The following is a 21,410-nucleotide window of genomic DNA, read 5'->3' on the forward strand; positions in this document are numbered from 1 at the left end:
TTCGGCACCGCACAGCCTGCGCCGGTTTCTGATGTTGCCTGGGCAGTATTGACGGGTTTGGCGCGCAGCCACAAACGACCTTTTGGCAACAGCTCCTTCCGATTTGGAATGACCCGGCGACTTTATTTCGTTTGCGACAAGGCCAGGCCCACGGCTTAGATAAAAAGACGCCCGCCACTGCCGAGTCCAGGATTCATGAGCCGCGAAACCATCAGCCAGTCGATTTCCATCGTTCATCCCATCAGCCTCAGCCACGGCAGGAATGCCGAGGTCTGGGACACCACGGGCAAACGCTATATCGATTTTGTCGGCGGCATCGGTGTGCTCAACCTCGGCCATTGTCACCCCGGCGTGGTGCAGGCCATTCGTGAACAAGCAACGAAGTTGACCCACTATGCGTTCAACGCCGCGCCGCACATGCCCTACATCGAACTGATGGACCGCCTGACCGCGTTTATCCCGGTGGACTACCCCATCAGCGGCATGCTCACCAACAGCGGCGCCGAGGCCGCAGAAAATGCCTTGAAAATCGTACGCGGCGCCACCGGCCGTACGGCGGTGATTGCCTTTGACGGGGCTTTCCACGGCCGTACGCTGGCCACCCTCAACCTCAACGGCAAAGTGGCGCCCTACAAGCAAAAGGTCGGCGTCCTGCCCGGCCCGGTGTATCACCTGCCCTACCCCAGCGCCGACAATGGCGTGAGCTGCGCTGAGGCGCTGAAGGCCATGGACCGCCTGTTCAGTGTGGAAATCGACGTCAGCGACGTAGCCTGTTTCATCCTTGAACCGGTGCAAGGCGAGGCCGGATTCCTCGCCCTGGATATCGAGTTCGCCCAGGCCCTGCGGCGCTTCTGCGATGAACACGCGATCCTGCTGATTGCCGACGAAATCCAATCCGGTTTTGGCCGCACCGGCCAGCGTTTTGCCTTCTCGCGCCTGGGCATCGAACCGGACCTGATCCTGCTCGGCAAAAGCATCGCCGGCGGCGTGCCATTGGGGGCGGTGGTCGGGCGCAAGCCGTTGATGGACAACCTGCCCAAAGGCGGGCTGGGCGGCACTTACTCCGGTAACCCCATCGCCTGCGCGGCGGCACTGGCCACGCTGGACGCTATGACGGATGAGGCGTTACACGCCTGGGGAGCCCGGCAGGAGGCCGCTATTGTGAGCCGCTATGAAACCTGGCGTGCGCAGCACCTGACGCCCTTTTTGGGCCGCCTGACCGGCGTCGGCGCCATGCGCGGTATCGAACTGGTGAATGCCGACGGCACACCTGCGCCCCAGCAACTGACCCGACTGCTGGGCCTGGCGCGGGATGCCGGGTTGCTGCTGATGCCCAGTGGCAAGTCGCGGCATATCATTCGGCTGCTGGCACCGTTGACGATTGAGCCCGAGGTGCTGGAGGAAGGGCTGGTTATTCTTGAACGGTGCCTCAAGCAGTTGGAGTAATCGCGTCAGCGCCATTACGCTGGACCAATGCGTGCAGGCTCGCCGATTATCCACGACACCTCTATACCGTAGGTTTGTTTTGCGGACGAGCGGTGCGCTTGCAGCGGGCGCTTACTGCCTTGCACCGCGATTAAGGGCATTGTGCTGCCTTGACCTGATCCCCCTCCCCCCTGAAAATGCGCGACGCTTTTTGTCTTCCCCGTTTACTGAATTAGTGAAATTTCAATGTCCGATTCTTACACCGAACACTCCACCGAAGAATCCGTAGTCGCCCTGCACGCCAAAGCTGAATACGAAAACGCCATCAATCTTTCACAGCATGTGCCAGCCGCCAAGATCATCAGCGAGATGGTGCTGGACGCGTTTCACACCTCCAAGGAAAGCGACCAGATCCGCGAGTTGCGCCTTGCCATCCGCCAGGCCCACGACGCGTTCGATGACGATAAGGCCTACGACCTGATGGGCCAGCTCAAGCAGCTCAAGGACGCCGAAGCCGCCGACAACATCGCGCTGGAAGACCTGAGCAGCAAATTCTCCATCAGCCGCATCCTGTCCAGCTTCAAGGACGACCCCGAGTTCCAGGAGCTGGTCTACGGCCTGGCCCTCAAGGTGCTGAACCAGTCTCACCAGGCCATCAGCAACCCCAGCGCCGGCAAGGGCAAGGCTTCCCGTCCCAAGAAAGAAGCCGAGGTGTTTGTGATCAGCAAGGACGGCATCAGCGTCACCCTGCCACTGCGCACGCCACGCTCCAAGCTGAACATCGACCGCGAGGCGTTTGAGTTCCTGGGCTTCAGCTTTGTGGGTGAAGGCGATGAAGCCGAGCTGGAAGTCGAGAGCTTTGTGGATAACTCGGGGGCTGAACAGCCGCTGACCCGCAAGAGCGTGATCAGCGCACTGCAGCAGCAGAGCGCGTTTGATGGATACAGCATCGCGCAACAGTGACACCACTGAACTGAATGTGGGAGGAGCTGCTCCCTCCCACATGAATTCAATACTGCGTTAGACCGTTGCCGCAAATACCTCGCGAAACCGCGCCATTTCTCGCTTGTTCCCCACCGTCACTCGCACCCACTGCGGCCAGTTTTGCCACACGCGCCCGATCAGTACGCCATGGCCGGCAAGTGCGTCGATGACCTGCTCTGCCGGGCGCTTCACGTCGATCATGAAGCAGTTGGCCTGGGATGCAGTGCAGGTAAAACCACGGCCTTTGAGCCAGGAAATGGTGTCTTCGCGCAGTTGGGCATTGAGCGCCTTGCGTTGTGGCAGCAGCTTCACATCTTCCAGGCTGGCAAGGCCGCCGAGCAAGGACGAGCCGGCCGGGACGTTGTCGCCGCCAAACACCGCCAGGCGTTCCAGCAATGCTGGATGGCCGATTGCCAGGCCCAGGCGGGCGCCGGCCATGCCGTAGATTTTCGAGAAGGTGCGCAGCACCAGCAGGTCGTCGTGGTCCTTGACCCAACTCACCACGCTTGGGGCCTCGGCGAAGTCGATGTAGGCCTCGTCCACCACCAGCACACAGCCTTTGGGTTTGTTCGCCAGGGCCTGGCGGATGGCGTCGGTCGACGTCACGGTGCCCGTCGGGTTGTTGGGGTTGCACAGGTAGAGCATGCCGGCTTGGGGGTCAGCCGCCAGCATGGCCGGGATGTCGTGGGCATGCTCGCCGTCGAGGGCGACTTCGTTGACCGGCGCCTTGTTTGATTCGGCGGACTGGCGCGGCACTTCGTAGGACGGCGTAGCCATCACCAGGCCGCGGGTTTCGCTGGTAAATGCCAGCACCGCGTAGCGCAGGGCTGCCATGGAGCCGGAAAACACCGCCACCTTTTCTTCGGCAATCCCTTGTTGCTGGGCAAACAACTCAGCCAAGGCGTACATGTGTTTATAGGGATAACGCCCCGTGGTGGCGATGCCGCGCTGCATCGCTTCGCGGGCCGCCGACGAAGGCCCGTAGGGGCTTTCGTTGTAGTTGAGCAACACCTTGTCAGTCTTGGCCGACGGCGACGCGGCAACCGCCCAATCCAGGCGTCCGAGCAAAGGCAGGGCGGCGCCGAGGGCGAGAAGGGATCGACGACTGACGCTGACCATGGTGACTACTCCTTGTAGGCGGATGATGGATTCGCACTGCTCGTATAGATGAATATGACGAGACAAGGGTCGGCTGATTTAACCGAGCGCCCATGAAAAAGCCCCGTACGGCTTTCGACGACGGGGCTTTTTCATGGGCGGGTTTCAGTGCTCCCAGTAGTCTGCGATGGGGTATTGGGCGCACAAACGCTCAAGTTCAGCGCGAAATTGCAACTGCACAGCAGGCTCGACATGGTATTCGTGTTCGCCAAGCGGCGTGACCTGGCTAAGTACCCGGCACACCAGATCGACGACCTGCCGGCAGCCCTGCGCATCGACATTGCGTTGCGCCATGGAGCCGGTGCCGATACACAGGCCACTGGTAACGGCAGACGAACGGGTCTCGCCAGGTACGCGACTTTTACTGACCACGATTCCGCAGCCTTCCAGCGCCGACTCGGCGATGGCACCGGTCATATCCCCGCGCAGACGGATCAGCACGGTATGGTTTTCACTGCGCCCGCCGACCACTTCATAGTCATGGGCCTGGAAGGCGTAGGCCGTTTCATCGGCCAGGGCGCGAACACGCCCCATGCAGACGTCGAATTCCGCTGTCATCGCGTAGCCCAGCGCGGCGGCTTTGGCGGCGATCATATTGACCGCCGGCGCGCCCTGCATCCGCGGAAATACGGCTTGATCCAGCACACGGCTGAAGGTCGCCCGCAAGCCCGGCACCTTGGTATGGGCGTCGCGGCCGGACAGGATCAGACCACCACGCGGGCCACCCAGCTGCTTGTGGGTGCAGGTGGTGGTGACATGCGCCGCATTGATCGGGCTGGGGTGCCGACCGGTCACGACCAGCCCGGCAATATGGGAAATATCGGCCAGCAGGATCGCGCCCGCCTCGTCGGCAATGGCGCGAAACCGCTCGAAATCCAGCACACGTGAATACGCCGATGCACCGCAAATGATGATGCGTGGACGATGGGCCAGCGCCAGGGTGCGCACCTGCTCGTAATCGATCAGGCCTTCGGCAGTGGTGCCGTAACGAATTGCCTTGTAGTAGGCGCCGGTAAACACCGCAGGGCTGCCGTGGGTCAGGTGGCCACCGTGATCGTGGGCCATGCCCAGCAAGGTATCCCCTGGTTCCAGCAGGGCGGACAGCACTTGGGCATTGGCATTGGAGCCCGAGTGCGACTGCACGCCGGCGTAGTGGGCGTCGAACAGTTCACGCGCCCTGCGGATCGCCAGTGACTCGACCAGATCGACGTTTTCACAGCCGGCGCGATGACGCTTGCCGGGCGCGCCCTCAGCGGTGACGTTGACCAGTGCAGACGCGGAGGCCACCAAAGTACGGGCCTTGACCGCACAGGAGGACGCGACCAATGAGAGTGTGCGGTGCTGGCGCGCCACTTCAGCGTCCAGCAGCATCGCCAACTCCAGGTCCTCGGCGCGCAGGTCCGCCATGCCTCGGCGCAACAGATCGGCCTGATCCTGCAGGTGTACGGTATTGACGGGCATCGGGGGGGGTGTCCTTTCCTTGGTCGCTGCGTGTCAGTTCGTCCTGAACCGTGGCGTTCAATTAAACAGGAAATTAAACATTTTCCAAATTAAATGTTCGCTTTTGTCCCCCTTTACCGAGCGGATGGCCATTTGCCCTGCGCGCAGGCGCTGACGAGCATCCGGGACTTTATTGTTAGGCCGCACGCGTGCAACACTTGCGCCCGCCGCGATGCCTGGAACGCCCTGGATGGGCTTTTTTTGCTGAACAATCTGTACGGCATCTTCAACGCAACGGTTTTTACTAAAGGGAAGTGGTGAGCGCGTGATGCACAGACGAGAAAAAACCGAGCACTTGAAGAGCAACATCAAGTACTTGATCAAGAGCCGTGGTGAGACCCAGCTGTCGCTATGCAACGCCGCCGGCCTGACCCGCACCACGATCTACAACATCCTCGAAGGCAAGGTCGTCAACGTTCAGCAGTCGACCCTGCGCAAGATTTCCGACTTTTTCGGTGTGTCCTACGAAGAAATCGAGACCATCGATTTTGAAGCCAAGGAAATCATCGAGAGCAGTGCCTCGCCCCAAGGCAACATGAACCCCGCAGCCGTGCCGGTGCTCAAGGAAAGCCAGGTCATGCAGCACCTGGATAAACGTATTGGCGAACTGGCCATCCTCTACCCGCTCACGTACTACTTCGGCACCTCCCATAACCTGATCGGCGTGCGACTGGAGCGCGCCATACCGGGCGTGAATGAGCCAGGCGACCTGTTGATCATCCAGAAGGGTTCGTCCAGCGACGATAAGGAAAAACTGGTGTTCGACCGGGCCACCCAAACGCTGTTCATCAGCCGTAAAGCCTGCGCCAGCTCAGAACAACTGTGTGTCCTGGGGGATATCATTGAGGAGCGCTTCAATGACCACGTATGAAAGCGAGATCGAAAACAGTAAATACAAACTGCTTGGCTTCGAAAATGACAAGCGCCTGGCGGTGATCATGATCATCGCCACGGGCAAGATCATTAGGGTCAAGTTGAGCGAAGTCTTAAACAGCGAAATCATGGATAACCTGAACAAAATGGAAGTTAAAAACCTGTACAAGAAGTACTACTCCCAGGCCGGTACGGTGACGGCGTACGACCTCAACGACCGCAATGAAAGCTCGTGGATGGTCTACATCGTCCTCAACCTGCTGCTCTTCACCTTTTATATCTTCACCAGCATTGCCGCGACTAAACCGATCTACATCGAGTCCCTCGACATTATCGTGACGCCGGGCACTTTCCTGTATCCGCTGACCTTCCTGATCGTGGACCTGCTCAACGAAAACTTTGGCCTCAGGCTTGCCAGAAAGGCCATCCTGTTTGCCTTTGCCAGCAACGCGATGATCATCGTTTTGCTCTACGGCTCGACCTTCCTGCCCGGTTTACCTGGATGGAAGCTCGACGGCCCCTACAACGATGTGATTGTGCAGGTGTCGTCGGTGTTGATCGCCTCTTCGATATCGTTCCTGGTGTCGGAAAACATCAACTCGTATTTGCTGTGCAAGATCAAAGAGCTGACCAACTCCAAGTACCTGTACCTGCGCATCTTCCTCAGTACGTTCTTCGCGGTGATTATCGACAGTTTCCTGTTCTGCTTTATCGCGTTCTACGGCGCCATGCAGACCAGCGATATCCTGAGCATGATCTATGTGCAGATCGCAATTAAGGTGGGCTTTGCGTTCTTCAATATCCTGCCGGCTTATGGCGCGCGTTCGCTGTTCAAGCGCTACCTGACCAACGCCAAGGCCTGATCCAGGCAAATCCCTCACCGGGCAACTGCACGTTTTGGGTCGTAGCAGCTGCCGAGGCCGGCCCGGCAAGACGGGATCTACATGGGGATCAGTCGAGCTGCAGTTTTTGCTTGAGGTTCTGCATGACAGCCGTCTTGTTCCGCACGTAATCATTCAAGCCCCGTGCGCGCAGGTTGCACGCATCACACTCGCCGCAGCCAGTGCCAAGGACGCCGTTGTAGCAGGTCAGTGTCTGCTCGCGAACCAGATCCAGTTTCTGGTGGTAGTCGGCCAAGGCCCAGGTCTCGGCCTTGTTCAGCCACATCAGTGGGGTTTCCAGGCGCACGTCGTACTCCATGCCCAGCTTGAGTGCCTGGTTCAGCGCCTTGACGAATTCATCGCGGCAGTCCGGGTAACCGGAGAAGTCGGTTTCGCACACGCCGGTGATGACGGTCTCGGCCTTCACCTGGTAGGCGTAGATCGCCGCCAGGGTCAGGAACAGAATATTGCGCCCCGGCACAAAGGTGCTGGGCAGGCTTTCACCTGAGCTGTTCACCGTCGGCACAGGAATGTTGTCGCGGGTCAGGCTGCTGATGGCAAGCTCATTGAGCAACGACACGTCCATCACTTTGTGAACGGTGGCCCCCAACTGCCCGGCGAGCTGCTGGGCGACTTTGACTTCTGCCACATGGCGCTGGCCATAATCGAAGGTAATGCAGTGCACTTCATCGTAGTGCGGCAGTGCGTGGATCAAACAGGTGGTGGAGTCTTGTCCGCCACTGAATACGATTACAGCTTTTTTAGTCATCGTTCTGCGTCCTGCATAGGTAGGATTTGGGCATAGTTTAAAGCTCACTCAATAAAAAACCCCGCGCTTCTTTCGAAGGCGGGGCCTTTTTACTGCTCAGGCACTCAGTGTGCGTAGGTCAGCAACAGCTCTTTCGGCACTTGGAAATCCAGGGACATCATCACGCTGAGCGCGGTGATGGTGAAGATCGAGAACACGAACAGCTTGCGCGCCCAGACGGTGTCGTCCACCGCCTTGTAGCCGGTCCAGGCCATGTACAACCAGTACATGCCCATGGCCGCGGCGACGGCAAGGTAGCTCATGCCGGCGTAGCCACTGAAGGTCAACATCAAGGTCGCCACGAGGAAGGCCAGGATGTAGAGCAGGATGTGTTTCTTGGCGACCTGGATGCCACGCTTGACCGGCAGGACCGGAATCGAAGCAGCCAGGTAGTCGTTGAAACGGAAGATCGCGATGGCGTAGGAATGCGGCATCTGCCACAGGCTGAACATCACCAGCAGCACCAGCGCAGCCATGTCGAAGCTATTGGTCACAGCCACATAACCAATCACCGGCGGCATCGCCCCCGACAGACTGCCCACCAGCGTGCCGTGAACCGACTTGCGCTTGAGGTACAGGCTGTAGAGGCCGACGTAGATGACAAAGCCGATCACGGCAAACAGCGCCGCCAACGGGTTGGCCACCTTGTACAACAGGGCCACACCGGCAACACCCAGGACGGTCGCGAAGATCAGTGCCAGCTTCAGGGAGATAAGGCCCTGGACCAGCACGCGATTCTTGGTGCGCTCCATCTTGATATCGATGTCACGGTCGATGCAGTTGTTGAAGACACAACCGGAAGCAACCACCAGGGACGTGCCGATCATCGCAGCCAGGAAGATGGCCAGATCGACATGTCCCTTGGAGGCCAGGAAGAAACCGCCCGCCACAGAAAGCACGTTACCGAAAATGATCCCCGGTTTGGTGATTTGGATAAAGTGCTTAAGCGACATCGGGTCTTACCTCACTTCGCCATCATGAACGTATGGATGCTGAACATGATCCATATCGACAGGCCAACCAGCAGCAGGATCACAAGACCTGCGAACACGAACGCAATCACGTTATCGCGCTGTTCCTTGGAACGATCCAGGTGCAGGAAGTACACCAGGTGAACCAGAACCTGAATCACCGCGAATGCCAGCACGATCATCAAGGTGATCGACTTGGGCAGGGTCGGGTACATCACCAGACCGAACGGGATGAGCGTCAGGATTACCGACAGGATGAAGCCGATGGCGTACGACTTAACGCTGCCGTGGCTCGCATCATGGCTGTCATGGTCATGGGAGTGTGCATTAGCCATTACAGAGTCCCCATCAGGTAAACAACGGTGAAGACGCAGATCCAGACCACGTCCAGGAAGTGCCAGAACAGGCTCAGGCAGCTCAGGCGGGTCTTGTTGGTGTTGGTCAGGCCGTGCTTATTGACCTGATACATCATCACCGCCATCCACAGCAGGCCGGCAGTTACGTGCAGACCGTGGGTGCCGACCAGCGTGAAGAACGCCGACAGGAAGCCGCTGCGGTGCGGGCCGTAGCCTTCGGAGATCAGCAGGTGGAACTCGTTGATCTCCATGCCGATGAAGCCCAGGCCGAACAGGAAGGTCAGGCCCAGCCAGCTCAGTACGCCTTTCTTGTTGCCCTTGTAGAAGGCCAACATGGCGAAGCCGTAGGTGATCGAACTGAACAACAGCAAGGCGGTTTCGCCGAGCACGTAAGGCAGTTCGAAGATGTCGTGGCCCGACGGGCCACCCGCTACGTTGTTTACCAGTACCGCGTACACCGCGAAGATCGACGCAAACAAGATGCAGTCGGTCATCAGGTAGAGCCAGAAACCGAAAACGGTCATCGGCCCCGAGTCGTGGTGATGGTCATCGTGCCCATGGTCATCGACATGGGCGTGTCCAGCATTGGTCACTAAGTTCGACATGGTTTAAGCCTGTTCCAACGAGGTTTCTACACGGTTGGCCGGGATCTTCTTCTCGGCTACCAGGCGAGCGTGTTGCTCGGCTTCGATGCGTTCGATCGTCTCGACCGGCACCATGTAGCCTTGATCGTCACGCGCGGCGTGAACGATGAAGTAACCGATAGTGCCAACCAGGCCCACGATTGCCAGCCACCAGATGTGCCAGATCATCGCGAAACCGAACACGGTCAACAGCGCACCCATCACCACACCAGTGGCGGTGTTGTTTGGCATGTGGATCGGCTCGTAGTGCTTAGGACGCTGGTACGCAGTACCGTCTTCCTTGGCTTCGGTGAACGCATCAATGGTGTTCGCAGTAGGGATCACGGCGAAGTTGTAGAACGGAGGTGGCGACGAAGTCGACCATTCCAGGGTGTGGCCATTCCATGGGTCGCCGGAGTCGCAAGCGTTCTGCTTACGGTCACGGATACTCACGTACAGCTGGATCAGCTGGCAGGCGATACCCACGGCGATCATGATCGCACCGAACATGGCGACGTACAGGTACGGCACCCACTCAGGGTTGGTAGTAGCGTTCAGACGACGGGTCATGCCCATGAAGCCCAGTGCATAGAGCGGCATGAACGCGACGAAGAAGCCCGAGATCCAGAACCAGAACGCAGCCTTGCCCCAGCCTTCGTGAAGCTTGAAGCCGAACGCTTTCGGGAAGTAGAAGCTGAAACCAGCGATGTAACCGAATACCGCACCGCCGATGATCACGTTGTGGAAGTGAGCGATCACGAACAGGCTGTTGTGCAGGACGAAGTCAGCACCCGGAATGGCCAGCAGTACGCCGGTCATGCCGCCGATGGCGAAGGTCACCATGAAGCCCAGAGTCCACAGGACCTGGCTGGTCATGCGCAGACGACCGTGGTAGATGGTGAACAGCCAGTTGAATAGCTTCACCCCCGTCGGGATGGAAATCAGCATCGTCGCCAGGCCGAAGAAGGCGTTGACGCTGGCCCCCGAACCCATGGTGAAGAAGTGGTGCAGCCACACCATGAAGCCCAGTACCGAGATCGCACCCGATGCGTAGACCATCGAGTGGTGACCGAACAGGCGCTTGCCGGTAAAGGTCGAGATGACTTCGGAGAAGATACCGAACGCTGGCAGGATCAGGATGTACACCTCAGGGTGACCCCATGCCCAGAACAGGTTCACGTACATCATTGGATTGCCACCAAGTTCATTGGTGAAAATGTGGAAATCCAGGTAACGGTCAAGCGACAGCAGCGCCATGGTAGCGGCCAGGATCGGGAACGAAGCCACGATCAGGACGTTGGCCCAGGTGCAGGTCCAGGTGAAGATCGGCATGTCCATCAGTTTCATGCCAGGGGCGCGCATTTTCAGGACGGTGGCCAGGAAGTTGACCCCCGTCAATGTCGTCCCGAGCCCTGATAACTGTAGCGCCCAGATGTAGTAGTCCACACCCACGCCAGGGCTGTATTGCAGGCCCGACAATGGCGGATACGCGACCCAGCCGGTCTTGGCGAATTCGCCGACGCCCAGGGACAGGTTGATCAGCACAACGCCGGAAACCAGCAGCCAGAAGCTCAGGGAGTTCAGGAACGGGTAGGCAACGTCACGGGCACCAATCTGCAGCGGCAAGGCAAGGTTCATCAGGCCGGTGAAGAAAGGCATCGCCATGAAGATGATCATGATCACACCGTGAGCGGTGAAGATCTGGTCATAGTGTTCAGGCGGCAGATAGCCAGGCGAACCCTCGGTGGCCATGGCCAACTGGGTACGCATCATGATGGCGTCGGCAAAACCACGCAGCAGCATGACCATGGCAACGATGACGTACATGACACCGATTTTCTTGTGGTCGACAGACGTCAGCCACTCGGTCCACAGGTAGGTCCATTTCTTGTAATACGTAATTGCTGCAAACAGTGCCAGACCACCCAGCGCGATCATGGCGATGGTCACCATTACGATCGGCTCGTGGAACGGGACCGCATCCCAACTTAATTTACCAAACATCGTTTACTCCTCTGCCCCAGCAGTTGAATGCGAGCCCGTGTCAGAACCTTCAACCGCGGCCACTTCTTTCTTCTCGTGCTTGACCGGCTTGCCTGGCTTCATACCTTCGTACTTGTCGACGATTTTCTGAAACAGGTTCGGCTCATACGTGGAGTACAGGGCGACTGGGTTGTTCTGGCTTGGTTTGGTCAGGGCGTCGTATTCAGCTTGATCAAGCTGTTTAGGTGCGGCCTTGACTTCGGCTACCCAGGCGTTGAAATCTTCCTGGCTCGTCGAGATCGCTTTGAATTTCATGCCGGTGAAGCCAGCGCCGCTGTAGTTCGCGGAGATGCCTTCCATTTCAGCTTTTTCGTTGGCGATCAGGTGCAGGCGGGTCTGCATGCCTGCCATCGCGTAGATCTGGCCACCCAGGGCTGGGATGAAGAACGAGTTCATCACGGCGTCGGAGGTGATCCGGAAGTTAAGCGGGGTGTTCTCCGGGAAGCGGATCTGGTTGACCGTGGCGATACCCAGGTCCGGGTAGATGAACAGCCACTTCCAGTCCAGCGCGACCACTTCGATGTTGATCGGCTTGACGTCGGACTCCAGCGGACGGTACGGGTCCAGCTCGTGGGTCGACTTATAGGTGATGTAACCCAAGGCGATGATGATGAGGATCGGGACCAGCCACACCGCGATTTCGATCTTGGTGGAGTGCGACCACTTGGGCGCGTAGGTCGCGTTGGTGTTCGACGCGCGGTATTTCCAGGCGAAGGCGAAGGTCATGATGATCACAGGCACCACGACCAACAGCATCAGCAGCGTGGCGGTGATGATCAGGTTTCGTTGATCCAGACCGATCTGTCCTTTCGGGTCCATCAAGGTCCACTTGCAGCCTCCCAGCATTAACATCATGCCAAGCAGCGGCAAAAAGCCTAGTAATCGGGGGTACCTGTTTTTACTCATCTCACGACCTCTAAAGCAGCTTGCGCAATGCAGTTGGGTTTTGATCGCCAACACTTCACCCTGCCAAGGGTTGGCATTTCTCTTCGATTGAATAAGAGCCTGCCCGGCACGCCATAACGGAGCGTTTCACGGACCTGCGGTGAGTTCTTATTCGATTTCGTGGTTAAAGGCCTTGTTACAGACCAATTCCATTTGGTGCGGATAGTTGAAAGGCTGCCGGAACCTTGGGGTCGCACAGAGCCATCCATCTGCCCCTCGACCGCTCCGGTGCTCAAATATTGAACAGCACCGGACATTCAGTGCGGGCGATTGTAGTTAGCTAGCGATGTATAAACCATGTCTTATAAAGAAATAATTTTTATCGATTACAGCAATAATCCTTCACCCATATTGCAAGGGTTCGCGATCTTATCGCGTTAGATTCCCAACAAAAACCACAAAAATTGCCGTGTTATTGGCGCAACCGCCGCAGCCCTTACATCGCGTAAGGGCATGCAAAACCTATCCAACCCCCCAGAAAACAAGGCATTCGGACATCACGCCAAGGCGTGTACGGCGTGAGGCGCATGGCCTCTCGCGAACCACGAACTGACAGCACATCTTGGGCGTTTTTTGCAAATTTAAGCGATGGTTTGGCGGGTCAGAAACGTCCTGCGGCGGCTTCCGTGTGACAACATGTCGCACGCTGCGCGCACCCCACCGTTGTCCGGCGTCACGCTCTGTTCACAAAAGCCTACAGGCAAAAACGCCCCGGCCTTCCTTAAAGAAGGACCGGGGCGTTTTCATGGAAGAGGTCAGGCCTTGCGTTGGCGATTGCGATAGATGCCCAGGGGCACCAGGATCACCGTTAGCACGAACGCCACCAAGGCCCACTGCGCCAGGGACAGGCCCAGCACCGGCGGGTACGGCGTGCTGCAGAAGCCGTCGACCTGGAAGCCCAGCGGGAAGACCTTGGCCAGGGGCAGGTCATCGACGATAGGTTGCAGCACATCGATGCCACAGCTGACCTGCGGGAAGAACTGGGTGTACACGTGGTGTCCCGCCGCGGCCACCCCGCCGACGGCGCTGAGGATCACCAGGCCTTCGAAAAAGGTCAGGGCACCCTTGGTGCGCATGGCTGCGCCGATGAACGCGAAGATCGCAATCAACAACAAGGCATAGCGTTGCAGGATGCACAGCGGGCACGGCGCCTCGCCCAGCACCACCTGCATGTACAAGGCCCCACCGATCAGCGCCAGGCAGATGATGCCCAGCAACACCAGAAAGCGCCGCTCCCTGCCTAAACGCAATTCGTCACTCATCCCCGTATCCCTTTGTTTGGTTGTGCCAATGGCCGCAAGTTTACACACAGGGAGTGGTTTAAACAGAGGGGGGTTAACGGGGGATTAATCGGGCAGGACACAGATCAAAATGTGGGAGCGGGCTTGCCCCTCCCACATTTGGAACAGTGGTATTTCTGAGAGGGCTATTCCAGGGCGGCTGCGGGGCCGAAGAATTCGTAGCGGGCCTGCTGCTCGGGTACGCCCAGGGCTTTCAGGTGGCGCTTGATGGCGGCCATGAAGCCTTTGGGGCCGAGGAAGTAGGCGTCCAGGTCGCGCTGTTCGGGCAGCCAGGCGGCCAGTTGTTCCTGGTTCAGCAGACCTACCTTGTCGGCCGCCGGGCTGATGCCGTCGTCCTCGGCATAGCAGTAGAAGCGTTTGAGCTGCGGGTGCTGCGCCGCCAGGCCATCCACCCAATCGCGAAACGCATGCACCCCGCCGTTACGCGCACAGTGGATAAAGTGCACCGGGCGCTGCGTAGCCAAGGCCGCTTCGAGCATCGGCAAGGTCGGCGTGATGCCCACGCCGCCGCTGATCAGCACCAACGGTTTGTCGCTGGCCGCCAGGGTGAACTCGCCCGACGGCGGGAACAGGTCAATGGTTGCGCCGACGTGCAACTGGTCATGCAGATAGTTGGACACCCGCCCACCGGCCTCGCGTTTGACGCTGATACGGTACAGGCCCGCATCGCTCAAGGCCGACAGGGAATAGTTGCGGCGCACTTCTTCGCCATCCAGCACCAGCTTCATGCCGATGTATTGGCCTGGGGCCGCCGCGAGAATCGGTCCGTTATCCACCGGGGCGAAGTAGAACGAAACGATCTCGTCGCTCTCTTCCACCCGCTTGACCAGCAGGAACGGCCGCGCACCGCGCCAGCCGCCGGGAGCCTGGGCTTTCTCGTCGTAGATGGCTGCTTCGGCGCCGATCAGGATGTCTGCCAACTGGCCGTAGGCGTTACCCCAGGCCGTCATCACTTCAGGCGTGGCAATCTCGCTGCCCAGCACTTCGGAAATCGCCCGCAGCAGGCAGGCGCCAACGATCGGGTAATGCTCCGGCAGAATCTGCAAGGCCACGTGCTTGTTGATGATCTTCGCCACCAGGTCGCCCAGTTGATCGAGCTGGTCGATATGCCGCGCGTACATCAACACCCCATTGGCCAGGGCGCGGGGCTGGTCGCCGCTGGCCTGGTGGGCCTGGTTGAACAGCGGACGGACTTCGGGGTACTCCGAAAGCATCATGCGGTAGAAGTGGGTGATCAGCGCTTCACCGCCGCTTTCCAGCAGGGGCACGGTGGATTTGACGATGGCACGGTCTTGGGCACTAAGCATGGGAGCCTCCTGGGCTTCTTTACTGATTGCCCTTAGCTACTCAGTATTCGTGCCAAACAATAAACCTATATTTTTCAATGACTTAAATAATACATAGTCAATATGACTTCCTACACTTTATAGTCATAAGGACTACAAGGAGTCATTATGACTGCGCAATCGCTGCTCACCACCCTGCTACCCCTGGTCGCCGACCTGTCCCGTGACCTGCCTGAAGGCGAGCGTTACCGTCGCCTGCTGCAAGCCATGCGCGCCCTGCTGCCGTGCGACGCCGCCGCGTTGCTGCGCCTGGACGGTGAATGGCTGGTGCCGCTGGCGGTCGATGGCCTGAGCGCCGACACCTTGGGCCGGCGCTTCAAGGTCAGCGAGCACCCGCGCTTCGCCGTGCTGCTCGGCAGCCCCGGCCCGACGCGCTTTGACAGCGACAGCGAATTGCCCGACCCCTACGACGGCCTGGTTGATGGCTTGCACGGACACCTGCAAGTGCACGACTGCATGGGCTGCCCGCTATTCATCGACGACCAGCCCTGGGGCCTGCTGACCCTGGATGCCCTCGACACCGAGCGCTTCGAACGGGTTGAGCTGGACGCCCTGCAAGCCTTCGCCAGCCTCGCCGCCGCCACCGTCAACGTGGCCGAACGCATCGAACGCCTGGCCCTGCGCGCCGAAGACGAGCACCAGCGCGCCGAGATCTACCGCCAGGCCAGCGGCCAGCAGCACAAGGAAATGATCGGCCAGAGCAAAAGCCACAAGCGCCTGATCGAAGAAATCAAACTGGTGGGCGGCAGCGACCTTACCGTGCTGATCACCGGCGAAACCGGGGTGGGCAAAGAGCTGGTGGCCCAGGCTATCCACGCGGCCTCCCATCGTGCGGACAAACCACTGATCAGCCTCAACTGCGCCGCCCTGCCGGAGACCCTGGTGGAAAGCGAGTTGTTCGGCCACGTACGCGGCGCCTTTACCGGCGCGCTGAACGAGCGTCGCGGCAAGTTCGAACTGGCCAATGGCGGCACCTTGTTTCTGGATGAAGTGGGCGAGTTGTCGCTGGCCGTGCAGGCCAAGCTGCTGCGGGTGCTGCAAAGCGGCCAGTTGCAGCGCCTGGGCTCGGACAAGGAGCACCAGGTGGATGTACGCCTGATCGCCGCCACCAACCGCGACCTCGCGGACGAGGTGCGCAACGGCCGCTACCGCGCCGACTTCTATCACCGCCTGAGCGTATACCCGCTGCAAGTGCCGGCACTGCGCGAGCGCGGGCGCGATGTGTTGTTGCTGGCGGGCTTCTTCCTGGAGCAGAACCGCTCACGCATGGGCCTGGGCAGTCTTCGCCTGAGCAGCGATGCCCAGGCGGCGCTGTTGGCCTACAACTGGCCGGGTAATGTGCGCGAGCTGGAGCACTTGATCGGACGCAGCGCGTTGAAAGCACTGGGGAGCTGTCGTGAGCGGCCGAGGATTCTGAGCTTGAGTGCCCTGGATCTGGACTTGCCCGATGTCAGCGCACCGGTGATCGAAGCATCGGCAGAAACAGCCCTGGCCGTTACCGGCGATCTGCGCCAGGCCACAGAGGCCTACCAGCGCCAAGTGATCAGCGCCTGCCTGGAACGCCACCAGCACAACTGGGCCAGCGCCGCCCGCGAACTGGGCCTGGACCGTGCCAACCTGGGCCGCATGGCCAAGCGCCTTGGCCTCAAATAGCAAGGACAACTCGGCCAAATGTATGAAATGCAGGAAATGTGGGAGGGGGCTTGCCCCCGATAGTGGTCTGGCTGACACGCTGCCATCGGGGGCAAGCCCCCTCCCACACTAAACCTGCTTTGCCTGAAGGATCGGAGTCGTCGGTTGAACCGCCTTCGGCTTGCGAAACACCAACACATTCCCCAGCATCACCAGCACCAACCCCGCCAGCGCCGGCGCGGTCCATTGGTAGCCCTCGGCAAACGCCGACACATTCAGCGCCACCACCGGGAACAGCACCGTGCAATACGCCGCCCGCTCCGGCCCCATGCGCCCTACCAGGGTCAAGTAGGCCGTAAAGCCGATTACCGAACCCGGAATCACCAGGTACCACAGGGCGCCGACATACCGTGCGCTCCAGTCCATCTCAAACGGAATGCCGCGCACCAGGCAATAGGTCGCCAGCATCAAGGCGCCGTACAACATCCCCCAGGCGTTAGTGGTCAGCGGCCGCAGGCCGGCCTTCTGTTGCAGGCTGGACAGCATATTGCCGGCCGAGAAACACATCGTCCCCAATAACGCCAGGCCCAGACCAAGCAAGGTCTGCGGGCTGGCGGTGTGCCCTGCCAGTTCCGGCCAGAACAACAAGCCCAACCCCGCCAGACCAAGACCGCCACCCATCAACACGTTACGTGCCACCCGCTGGCCGAAAAACACCCGGGCGTTGAGTGCGTTCCACAACGTGGCGGTGGAAAACACCACCGCCACCAACCCGCTGGGAATCCACTGGCTGGCGGTGAGGAAGCACATGAAGTTGACGCAGAACAGGCACAGCCCCTGGGCCAGGCAGATCAAGTGCCCGCGCCGGTTCATCACCTGCAACTTGCGGCTGAGCAGCAACAATGCAAACAACACCAGCGCCGCCAGGCCAAAGCGATAGACGATGGACACAGGAATCGCCACCACGCCCAATTGCCATTTGAGGGCGATCCAGGTGGTGCCCCAGATCAGCACGGTGAGTAAATACAGGGAAAGGTTCATAGCGGGCTCCATCGATTGAGCCACAGTGTCGCCTTCAACGTTCGTAACGTTCTTGCACATTCTTGCGCTTTTGTCGGGCGCTGGGCTCACAGCTCCAGCCGTGCGGAGTAGGATGCAAGGCGTCGGAGAACACACACCATGTCAGATCTGGAATCCCTGCAAGTCTTTCAAGCGCTTAACCGTTCGCCCAACGCACGCCTTGAAGCCTGCGCCGAGCTCGGTGACGGCTTGTCGGCGGCTTTGTGGAGCAATCATCACGATTCCCAGGACTACCAGGCGCCTAGCCACCACACGCTGTCCTGCTACATCGGCGGTGGCACCGGCACGTTTCGGCGTGACCAGCCGGGCACCAAGGGCGGCCCCGACAAGCTGTGCATCCTGCCCGCCGAGCATCAGTCGGCGTGGGTGATCAACGGTGAAATCCGCCTGGCCCACGTGTATTTCAGCCCCGAGCAATTTGCCTTGGGCTGCGTCACCCTGCTCGACCGCGAGCCGCGCGCCCTGGAGCTGCGCGAAAGCACCTTTCTGCAAGACGACAGCCAGGCCCGACGTTTCCACCAGTTGATCGCGCTCAATTGGCAGGAGCCCGCCGAACGCCTGCTGACCAGCAGCCTGGCCCATGAAATGCTCAGCCACACCCTGCTCAGCCAGGTAGGCGCCCGAGAAGGCCTGCGCTTGAAAGGGGGGTTGGCGGCATACCAGCGACGGTTGTTGGTGGACTACATCGACCAGCACCTGGAAGACCCCATCAGCCTGGGCCAATTAGCTGGCCTGTGCGCGCTGTCGGAATACCATTTTGCGCGGATGTTCCGCCAAAGCTTCGGCCTGCCGCCCCATCAATATCTATTGGCGCGTCGGCTGAGTCGTGCGCAAAGCCTGCTGCGCGGCGGTGCCCTGCCCCTGGGCGAGATAGCCTTGCTGTGCGGATTCTCCAGCGCCAGCCACTTCACCCATCGCTTCCGCCAGGCCATGGGCGCTACGCCCGGCGACTACCGTCTGGCGTTCATTTAGACCATCAAGCCCAACGTTTTGGCCTTGGCCACCGCCTGGGTGCGCCGCTCGACGCCCAGCTTGCTGTGGATGCGCCGCGCGTGGGTCTTGACGGTGTGCAGGGAGATAAACAGCCGGTCGGCGATTTCCAGGTTGGAGCTGCCCAGGGCGATCAGTTGCAACACTTCCAGTTCACGCTGGCTCAAAGGGTTTTCCAGCGTGCCGGGGGTTGATGCCTGAGGCTCCATGCCCAGCTCGCTCAACAGTCCCGGCGAGCGCAAGCGCAGCTCGCGAATCGCTTGTTGCACCTGGCAACGTGCGACCAGGTCCAGGCCGGTTTGCAGCGAACGGCGCGCCAAGGCCGGGTCGCCCAGTTGCCACGCCACTTCACCCAGGACCAGGTGCAGCTCGGTTTCCAGGCAGAGCATGCCGCGCTGGTGGGTGGTTGCCAGCAACACGTTGAGCCGTTCTATGGGTTGCTCGGCGCAGCCCAGTTTTACCTCCGCCAGCACCAGCAGGTATTCCAGGCGCGGGATCAGTTCCAGGGTGGCCGGCGGCGCTTGTTTGCCCTGGGGCCCACGAAAGTGGCGCAGCACACGGCGCACTGCTTCCACGGTCAATTCGGCGCGGCCTTGCTGCAACCAGAAATGCCCGCTGACCAACAACAGCACCGCACGGTACACAGTGTCCGGCACCTGGCGTTGCTGCATCAGCCGTTCGGCTTCGCGCAGTTGGATAAACGCCTGGGCGTAATCACCCCGGTTGGCAGCCAGCAGCGCCAGGCCGAGATATCCGTAGAGCACGCGCTTGTCCTGGCTGTGCAGGCACATCTTCAAGCCAGTCTCGAAACACTCGGCGGCCAGGCTGTCCTGGCCCTGGCGCAGCGCCAAATGCCCGCGCCGCAACGCAATGCGCCCCACCAAAGGCCCAGCCTTGAGTCGCTGCTTGAGCAACATCGCCTGCACCGTTTCCAGCAGGCTCTGCGCCCGATACGGCGCGCCGCGCTGTTCCAGCAATTGCGCGTGATCCAGTTCCAGCAAGGCCTCCAGTAGCAACGAACCATGGGCGCGCGCCAGGCACAGCGCTTCACGGTTCAGGCCTTGGGCGACATCCAGCTCGCCGCGCAGCAAGGCTTGCTGGGTCAGGCCCGACAGGCACATCAAACGGGACGTCCAGGCGCTGTCGGGCAACGCTTGCAGGGCCTCAAGAAAATGCAGACGGGCACCCTCGGCATCGCCGCCCAGGTGCAGTAGCCAGCCCCACTGCGCCTGCCAGCGCGCCAGTAGATAACGCTGTTGCGCCGCCGAGGGTTGCGGGGCAAATCGGGCCAACTGATCGATGCACGCAGCCGCCTGTTCGAAGCGCCCGGCAAACAGCAATGCGGCGGTCACCAACCCCACCAATTGCGCCGAGCCGAGCATCAATTCATCGCCATGCTGCTCATGCAGGCGCAACAGCAACACGGCGTTCTGCTGGCGGAACAGATCCTCGAAGCTGAAGTGCTGCAACAAGCTCACGGCCATTTCATATTCTTCGGCCAGCAGCGCTTGTTCGAAAGCCGCCTGCCAGTCCTGTTCGGTGCAAAACCATTGGCAAGCGCGACGATGCCAGGAGCGTTTGGCCGGCCAGGGTTCGTCGTGCATCAGTTGCGCCAGCGGCGGGAAAACCTGCAGCCAGTCGGTGTCTTCCCACGGCTCGATAAATGCGCCGAGCGTCTGCAAATCCCGCAGGTACTGGCCACCGTCGCCCGCGCCGAACAAATGCTCGCACAGGCCCGCATTGAAGCGCGGCAGATGGGCCAGCACGCGCCAGGCCTCGGCCAGCTCCGGCGGCAGCGTGCTGAAGAGTTCATGTTGCAGGTAGTCGAGCAGGGTCTTGTCGGGATGACCGTCGCCCAGCAACGCGATGCGTACACCCGCGCACCAACCGGCGCTGAACTGCATCACGCTGTCGACGGACTGAGCCGGCGCATGGCCGAGCAGAGCCTGAATTTCCGAAGGGGTAAAGGCCAGTTCAGCGCCGCACTCAAGCAGCTCATCATCAAGCAACAGTCGCGGCCAGTTACAGGCCGGACGCCGTCGAGCGCCCAGCCACCAGGTCAGCGCCGGGCTGCTGGCGGTGAGCAGGCGGTCGAGCAAGGCGTCGGTGTCGGGAGCGGGCAAGCGGCAGAAATCATCGAGGAACAACCACGCCGGCGCCTGCCAACGACTGAGGTCCAGCAGCAAGGTAGTTTCGTCGGTAAACGTCAGGCCCAGGTTTTGCGCCAGTCGCTGGCACAGGTCGAGAGGGCTGAGGGACGCGCCATTGAGCGGCAACCAATAGACTTGGCAACCCGCAGGCGCCTGCAACGCGCACTCGGCGAGCAACGCGCTCTTGCCACTGCCGCCAGGGGCGCACAACAACTTGACGCGCGCCTGCGCCACCAGCAAAGGCTCGGCCAGGCGGGGGCGCAGCAGATGATGGGCGGACAGCCGGGGCATGAATCCAGGACGGTCCAGGCAGCGTGTCATGGCAGTCATTGCTGCATCCTGCG

General features: G+C 60.2%; 18 protein-coding genes. 6 read left to right on the top strand and 12 right to left on the bottom strand.

Translation table 11 applies throughout. The features are described from left to right. Positions 1-195: 195 nt before the first annotated feature. Both NDJ82_RS25705 and NDJ82_RS25710 read left to right on the top strand, forming a co-directional pair. Positions 196-1,446: a 2-aminoadipate transaminase gene (locus NDJ82_RS25705; protein ID WP_191960111.1), complete on the top strand. Its 1,251-nt coding sequence runs from the start codon at positions 196-198 to the stop codon at positions 1,444-1,446. Positions 1,447-1,671: 225 nt separating this feature from the next. Further along, positions 1,672-2,388, top strand: coding sequence for a hypothetical protein (locus tag NDJ82_RS25710; protein ID WP_158877520.1), 717 nt, complete (start codon positions 1,672-1,674; stop codon positions 2,386-2,388). 57 nt (positions 2,389-2,445) lie between these two features. Here NDJ82_RS25710 and ptaA read toward each other — a convergent pair whose 3' ends face one another. Together ptaA and glyA are read right to left on the bottom strand one after the other, a co-directional pair. After that, entirely contained in the window at positions 2,446-3,528 is a 1,083-nt protein-coding gene (gene ptaA / locus NDJ82_RS25715) for a pyoverdine biosynthesis transaminase PtaA (RefSeq protein WP_250926557.1), read from the bottom strand. Between the two features lie 144 nt (positions 3,529-3,672). Continuing rightward, positions 3,673-5,028: a serine hydroxymethyltransferase gene (glyA, locus tag NDJ82_RS25720; protein WP_191948310.1), complete on the bottom strand. Its 1,356-nt coding sequence runs from the start codon at positions 5,026-5,028 to the stop codon at positions 3,673-3,675. A 307-nt stretch (positions 5,029-5,335) separates the two neighbouring features. Here glyA and NDJ82_RS25725 point away from each other — a divergent pair, with 307 nt between their 5' ends. Both NDJ82_RS25725 and NDJ82_RS25730 read left to right on the top strand, forming a co-directional pair. After that, positions 5,336-5,938: a helix-turn-helix transcriptional regulator gene (locus NDJ82_RS25725; RefSeq protein ID WP_250926558.1), complete on the top strand. Its 603-nt coding sequence runs from the start codon at positions 5,336-5,338 to the stop codon at positions 5,936-5,938. Continuing rightward, positions 5,925-6,803, top strand: coding sequence for a queuosine precursor transporter (locus NDJ82_RS25730; protein WP_099587279.1), 879 nt, complete (start codon positions 5,925-5,927; stop codon positions 6,801-6,803). The genes NDJ82_RS25725 and NDJ82_RS25730 overlap by 14 nt, the downstream gene beginning before the upstream one ends. Positions 6,804-6,891: 88 nt before the next feature. Here the strand turns inward: NDJ82_RS25730 and queC are convergent, their stop codons facing one another. From queC to hmpA, 8 genes are all read right to left on the bottom strand, one after another. After that, on the bottom strand, positions 6,892-7,590 hold the full coding sequence (gene queC / locus NDJ82_RS25735) for a 7-cyano-7-deazaguanine synthase QueC (protein WP_250926559.1): 699 nt from the start codon (positions 7,588-7,590) through the stop codon (positions 6,892-6,894). A 104-nt stretch (positions 7,591-7,694) separates the two neighbouring features. Then, on the bottom strand, positions 7,695-8,582 hold the full coding sequence (gene cyoE, locus NDJ82_RS25740) for a heme o synthase (protein WP_019817484.1): 888 nt from the start codon (positions 8,580-8,582) through the stop codon (positions 7,695-7,697). Between the two features lie 11 nt (positions 8,583-8,593). After that, positions 8,594-8,935 carry a cytochrome o ubiquinol oxidase subunit IV gene (cyoD, locus tag NDJ82_RS25745; RefSeq protein WP_010206434.1) on the bottom strand — a complete coding sequence of 114 codons (342 nt, stop codon included), beginning with the start codon at positions 8,933-8,935 and terminating at the stop codon, positions 8,594-8,596. After that, positions 8,935-9,561: a cytochrome o ubiquinol oxidase subunit III gene (locus NDJ82_RS25750; RefSeq protein ID WP_017734786.1), complete on the bottom strand. Its 627-nt coding sequence runs from the start codon at positions 9,559-9,561 to the stop codon at positions 8,935-8,937. Before NDJ82_RS25750 ends, cyoD begins: the two co-directional genes overlap by 1 nt. A gap of 3 nt (positions 9,562-9,564) precedes the next feature. Beyond that, complete coding sequence (gene cyoB / locus NDJ82_RS25755) at positions 9,565-11,583, bottom strand: cytochrome o ubiquinol oxidase subunit I (RefSeq protein WP_033896216.1); 2,019 nt, start codon at positions 11,581-11,583, stop codon at positions 9,565-9,567. Between the two features lie 3 nt (positions 11,584-11,586). After that, on the bottom strand, positions 11,587-12,528 hold the full coding sequence (gene cyoA / locus NDJ82_RS25760) for a ubiquinol oxidase subunit II (RefSeq protein WP_043205874.1): 942 nt from the start codon (positions 12,526-12,528) through the stop codon (positions 11,587-11,589). 794 nt (positions 12,529-13,322) lie between these two features. Beyond that, entirely contained in the window at positions 13,323-13,829 is a 507-nt protein-coding gene (locus NDJ82_RS25765) for a disulfide bond formation protein B (RefSeq protein WP_032885619.1), read from the bottom strand. Between the two features lie 164 nt (positions 13,830-13,993). Further along, entirely contained in the window at positions 13,994-15,175 is a 1,182-nt protein-coding gene (hmpA, locus tag NDJ82_RS25770) for an NO-inducible flavohemoprotein (protein ID WP_250926560.1), read from the bottom strand. A 147-nt stretch (positions 15,176-15,322) separates the two neighbouring features. Between hmpA and norR the strand changes: the two genes are divergently transcribed. Continuing rightward, positions 15,323-16,867, top strand: a complete 1,545-nt coding sequence (norR, locus tag NDJ82_RS25775) for a nitric oxide reductase transcriptional regulator NorR (protein WP_191948313.1) — start codon at positions 15,323-15,325, stop codon at positions 16,865-16,867. A gap of 108 nt (positions 16,868-16,975) precedes the next feature. Here the strand turns inward: norR and NDJ82_RS25780 are convergent, their stop codons facing one another. Continuing rightward, the gene (locus NDJ82_RS25780; protein ID WP_250926561.1) at positions 16,976-17,887 is read right to left on the bottom strand and encodes a DMT family transporter; all 912 of its coding nucleotides are present in this window, start codon (positions 17,885-17,887) and stop codon (positions 16,976-16,978) included. Positions 17,888-18,025: 138 nt separating this feature from the next. Between NDJ82_RS25780 and NDJ82_RS25785 the strand changes: the two genes are divergently transcribed. Further along, the gene (locus tag NDJ82_RS25785) at positions 18,026-18,898 is read left to right on the top strand and encodes an AraC family transcriptional regulator (RefSeq protein ID WP_191960104.1); all 873 of its coding nucleotides are present in this window, start codon (positions 18,026-18,028) and stop codon (positions 18,896-18,898) included. Here NDJ82_RS25785 and NDJ82_RS25790 read toward each other — a convergent pair. Further along, complete coding sequence (locus NDJ82_RS25790; RefSeq protein ID WP_191960103.1) at positions 18,895-21,396, bottom strand: helix-turn-helix transcriptional regulator; 2,502 nt, start codon at positions 21,394-21,396, stop codon at positions 18,895-18,897. The two genes, NDJ82_RS25785 and NDJ82_RS25790, sit on opposite strands and share 4 nt — an antisense overlap. Positions 21,397-21,410 lie beyond the last annotated feature (14 nt).

Origin of the sequence: Pseudomonas sp. SR18 (assembly GCF_023701505.1) — a bacterium.
In the GTDB taxonomy this organism is placed as follows: Bacteria; Pseudomonadota; Gammaproteobacteria; order Pseudomonadales; family Pseudomonadaceae; genus Aquipseudomonas; species Aquipseudomonas cyclaminis.

What these genes read in the sequence shown, in the direction of transcription:
- cyoB (WP_033896216.1), bottom strand. Translation starts at nt 11,583, where the DNA reads ATGTTTGGTAAATTAAGTTGGGATGCGGTCCCGTTCCACGAGCCGATC.
- NDJ82_RS25705 (WP_191960111.1), top strand. Translation starts at nt 196, where the DNA reads ATGAGCCGCGAAACCATCAGCCAGTCGATTTCCATCGTTCATCCCATC.
- cyoA (WP_043205874.1), bottom strand. Translation starts at nt 12,528, where the DNA reads ATGAGTAAAAACAGGTACCCCCGATTACTAGGCTTTTTGCCGCTGCTT.
- NDJ82_RS25750 (WP_017734786.1), bottom strand. Translation starts at nt 9,561, where the DNA reads ATGTCGAACTTAGTGACCAATGCTGGACACGCCCATGTCGATGACCAT.
- NDJ82_RS25790 (WP_191960103.1), bottom strand. Translation starts at nt 21,396, where the DNA reads ATGACTGCCATGACACGCTGCCTGGACCGTCCTGGATTCATGCCCCGG.
- cyoD (WP_010206434.1), bottom strand. Translation starts at nt 8,935, where the DNA reads ATGGCTAATGCACACTCCCATGACCATGACAGCCATGATGCGAGCCAC.
- norR (WP_191948313.1), top strand. Translation starts at nt 15,323, where the DNA reads ATGACTGCGCAATCGCTGCTCACCACCCTGCTACCCCTGGTCGCCGAC.
- NDJ82_RS25725 (WP_250926558.1), top strand. Translation starts at nt 5,336, where the DNA reads ATGCACAGACGAGAAAAAACCGAGCACTTGAAGAGCAACATCAAGTAC.
- ptaA (WP_250926557.1), bottom strand. Translation starts at nt 3,528, where the DNA reads ATGGTCAGCGTCAGTCGTCGATCCCTTCTCGCCCTCGGCGCCGCCCTG.
- queC (WP_250926559.1), bottom strand. Translation starts at nt 7,590, where the DNA reads ATGACTAAAAAAGCTGTAATCGTATTCAGTGGCGGACAAGACTCCACC.
- NDJ82_RS25710 (WP_158877520.1), top strand. Translation starts at nt 1,672, where the DNA reads ATGTCCGATTCTTACACCGAACACTCCACCGAAGAATCCGTAGTCGCC.
- NDJ82_RS25785 (WP_191960104.1), top strand. Translation starts at nt 18,026, where the DNA reads ATGTCAGATCTGGAATCCCTGCAAGTCTTTCAAGCGCTTAACCGTTCG.
- cyoE (WP_019817484.1), bottom strand. Translation starts at nt 8,582, where the DNA reads ATGTCGCTTAAGCACTTTATCCAAATCACCAAACCGGGGATCATTTTC.
- glyA (WP_191948310.1), bottom strand. Translation starts at nt 5,028, where the DNA reads ATGCCCGTCAATACCGTACACCTGCAGGATCAGGCCGATCTGTTGCGC.
- NDJ82_RS25765 (WP_032885619.1), bottom strand. Translation starts at nt 13,829, where the DNA reads ATGAGTGACGAATTGCGTTTAGGCAGGGAGCGGCGCTTTCTGGTGTTG.
- NDJ82_RS25730 (WP_099587279.1), top strand. Translation starts at nt 5,925, where the DNA reads ATGACCACGTATGAAAGCGAGATCGAAAACAGTAAATACAAACTGCTT.
- NDJ82_RS25780 (WP_250926561.1), bottom strand. Translation starts at nt 17,887, where the DNA reads ATGAACCTTTCCCTGTATTTACTCACCGTGCTGATCTGGGGCACCACC.
- hmpA (WP_250926560.1), bottom strand. Translation starts at nt 15,175, where the DNA reads ATGCTTAGTGCCCAAGACCGTGCCATCGTCAAATCCACCGTGCCCCTG.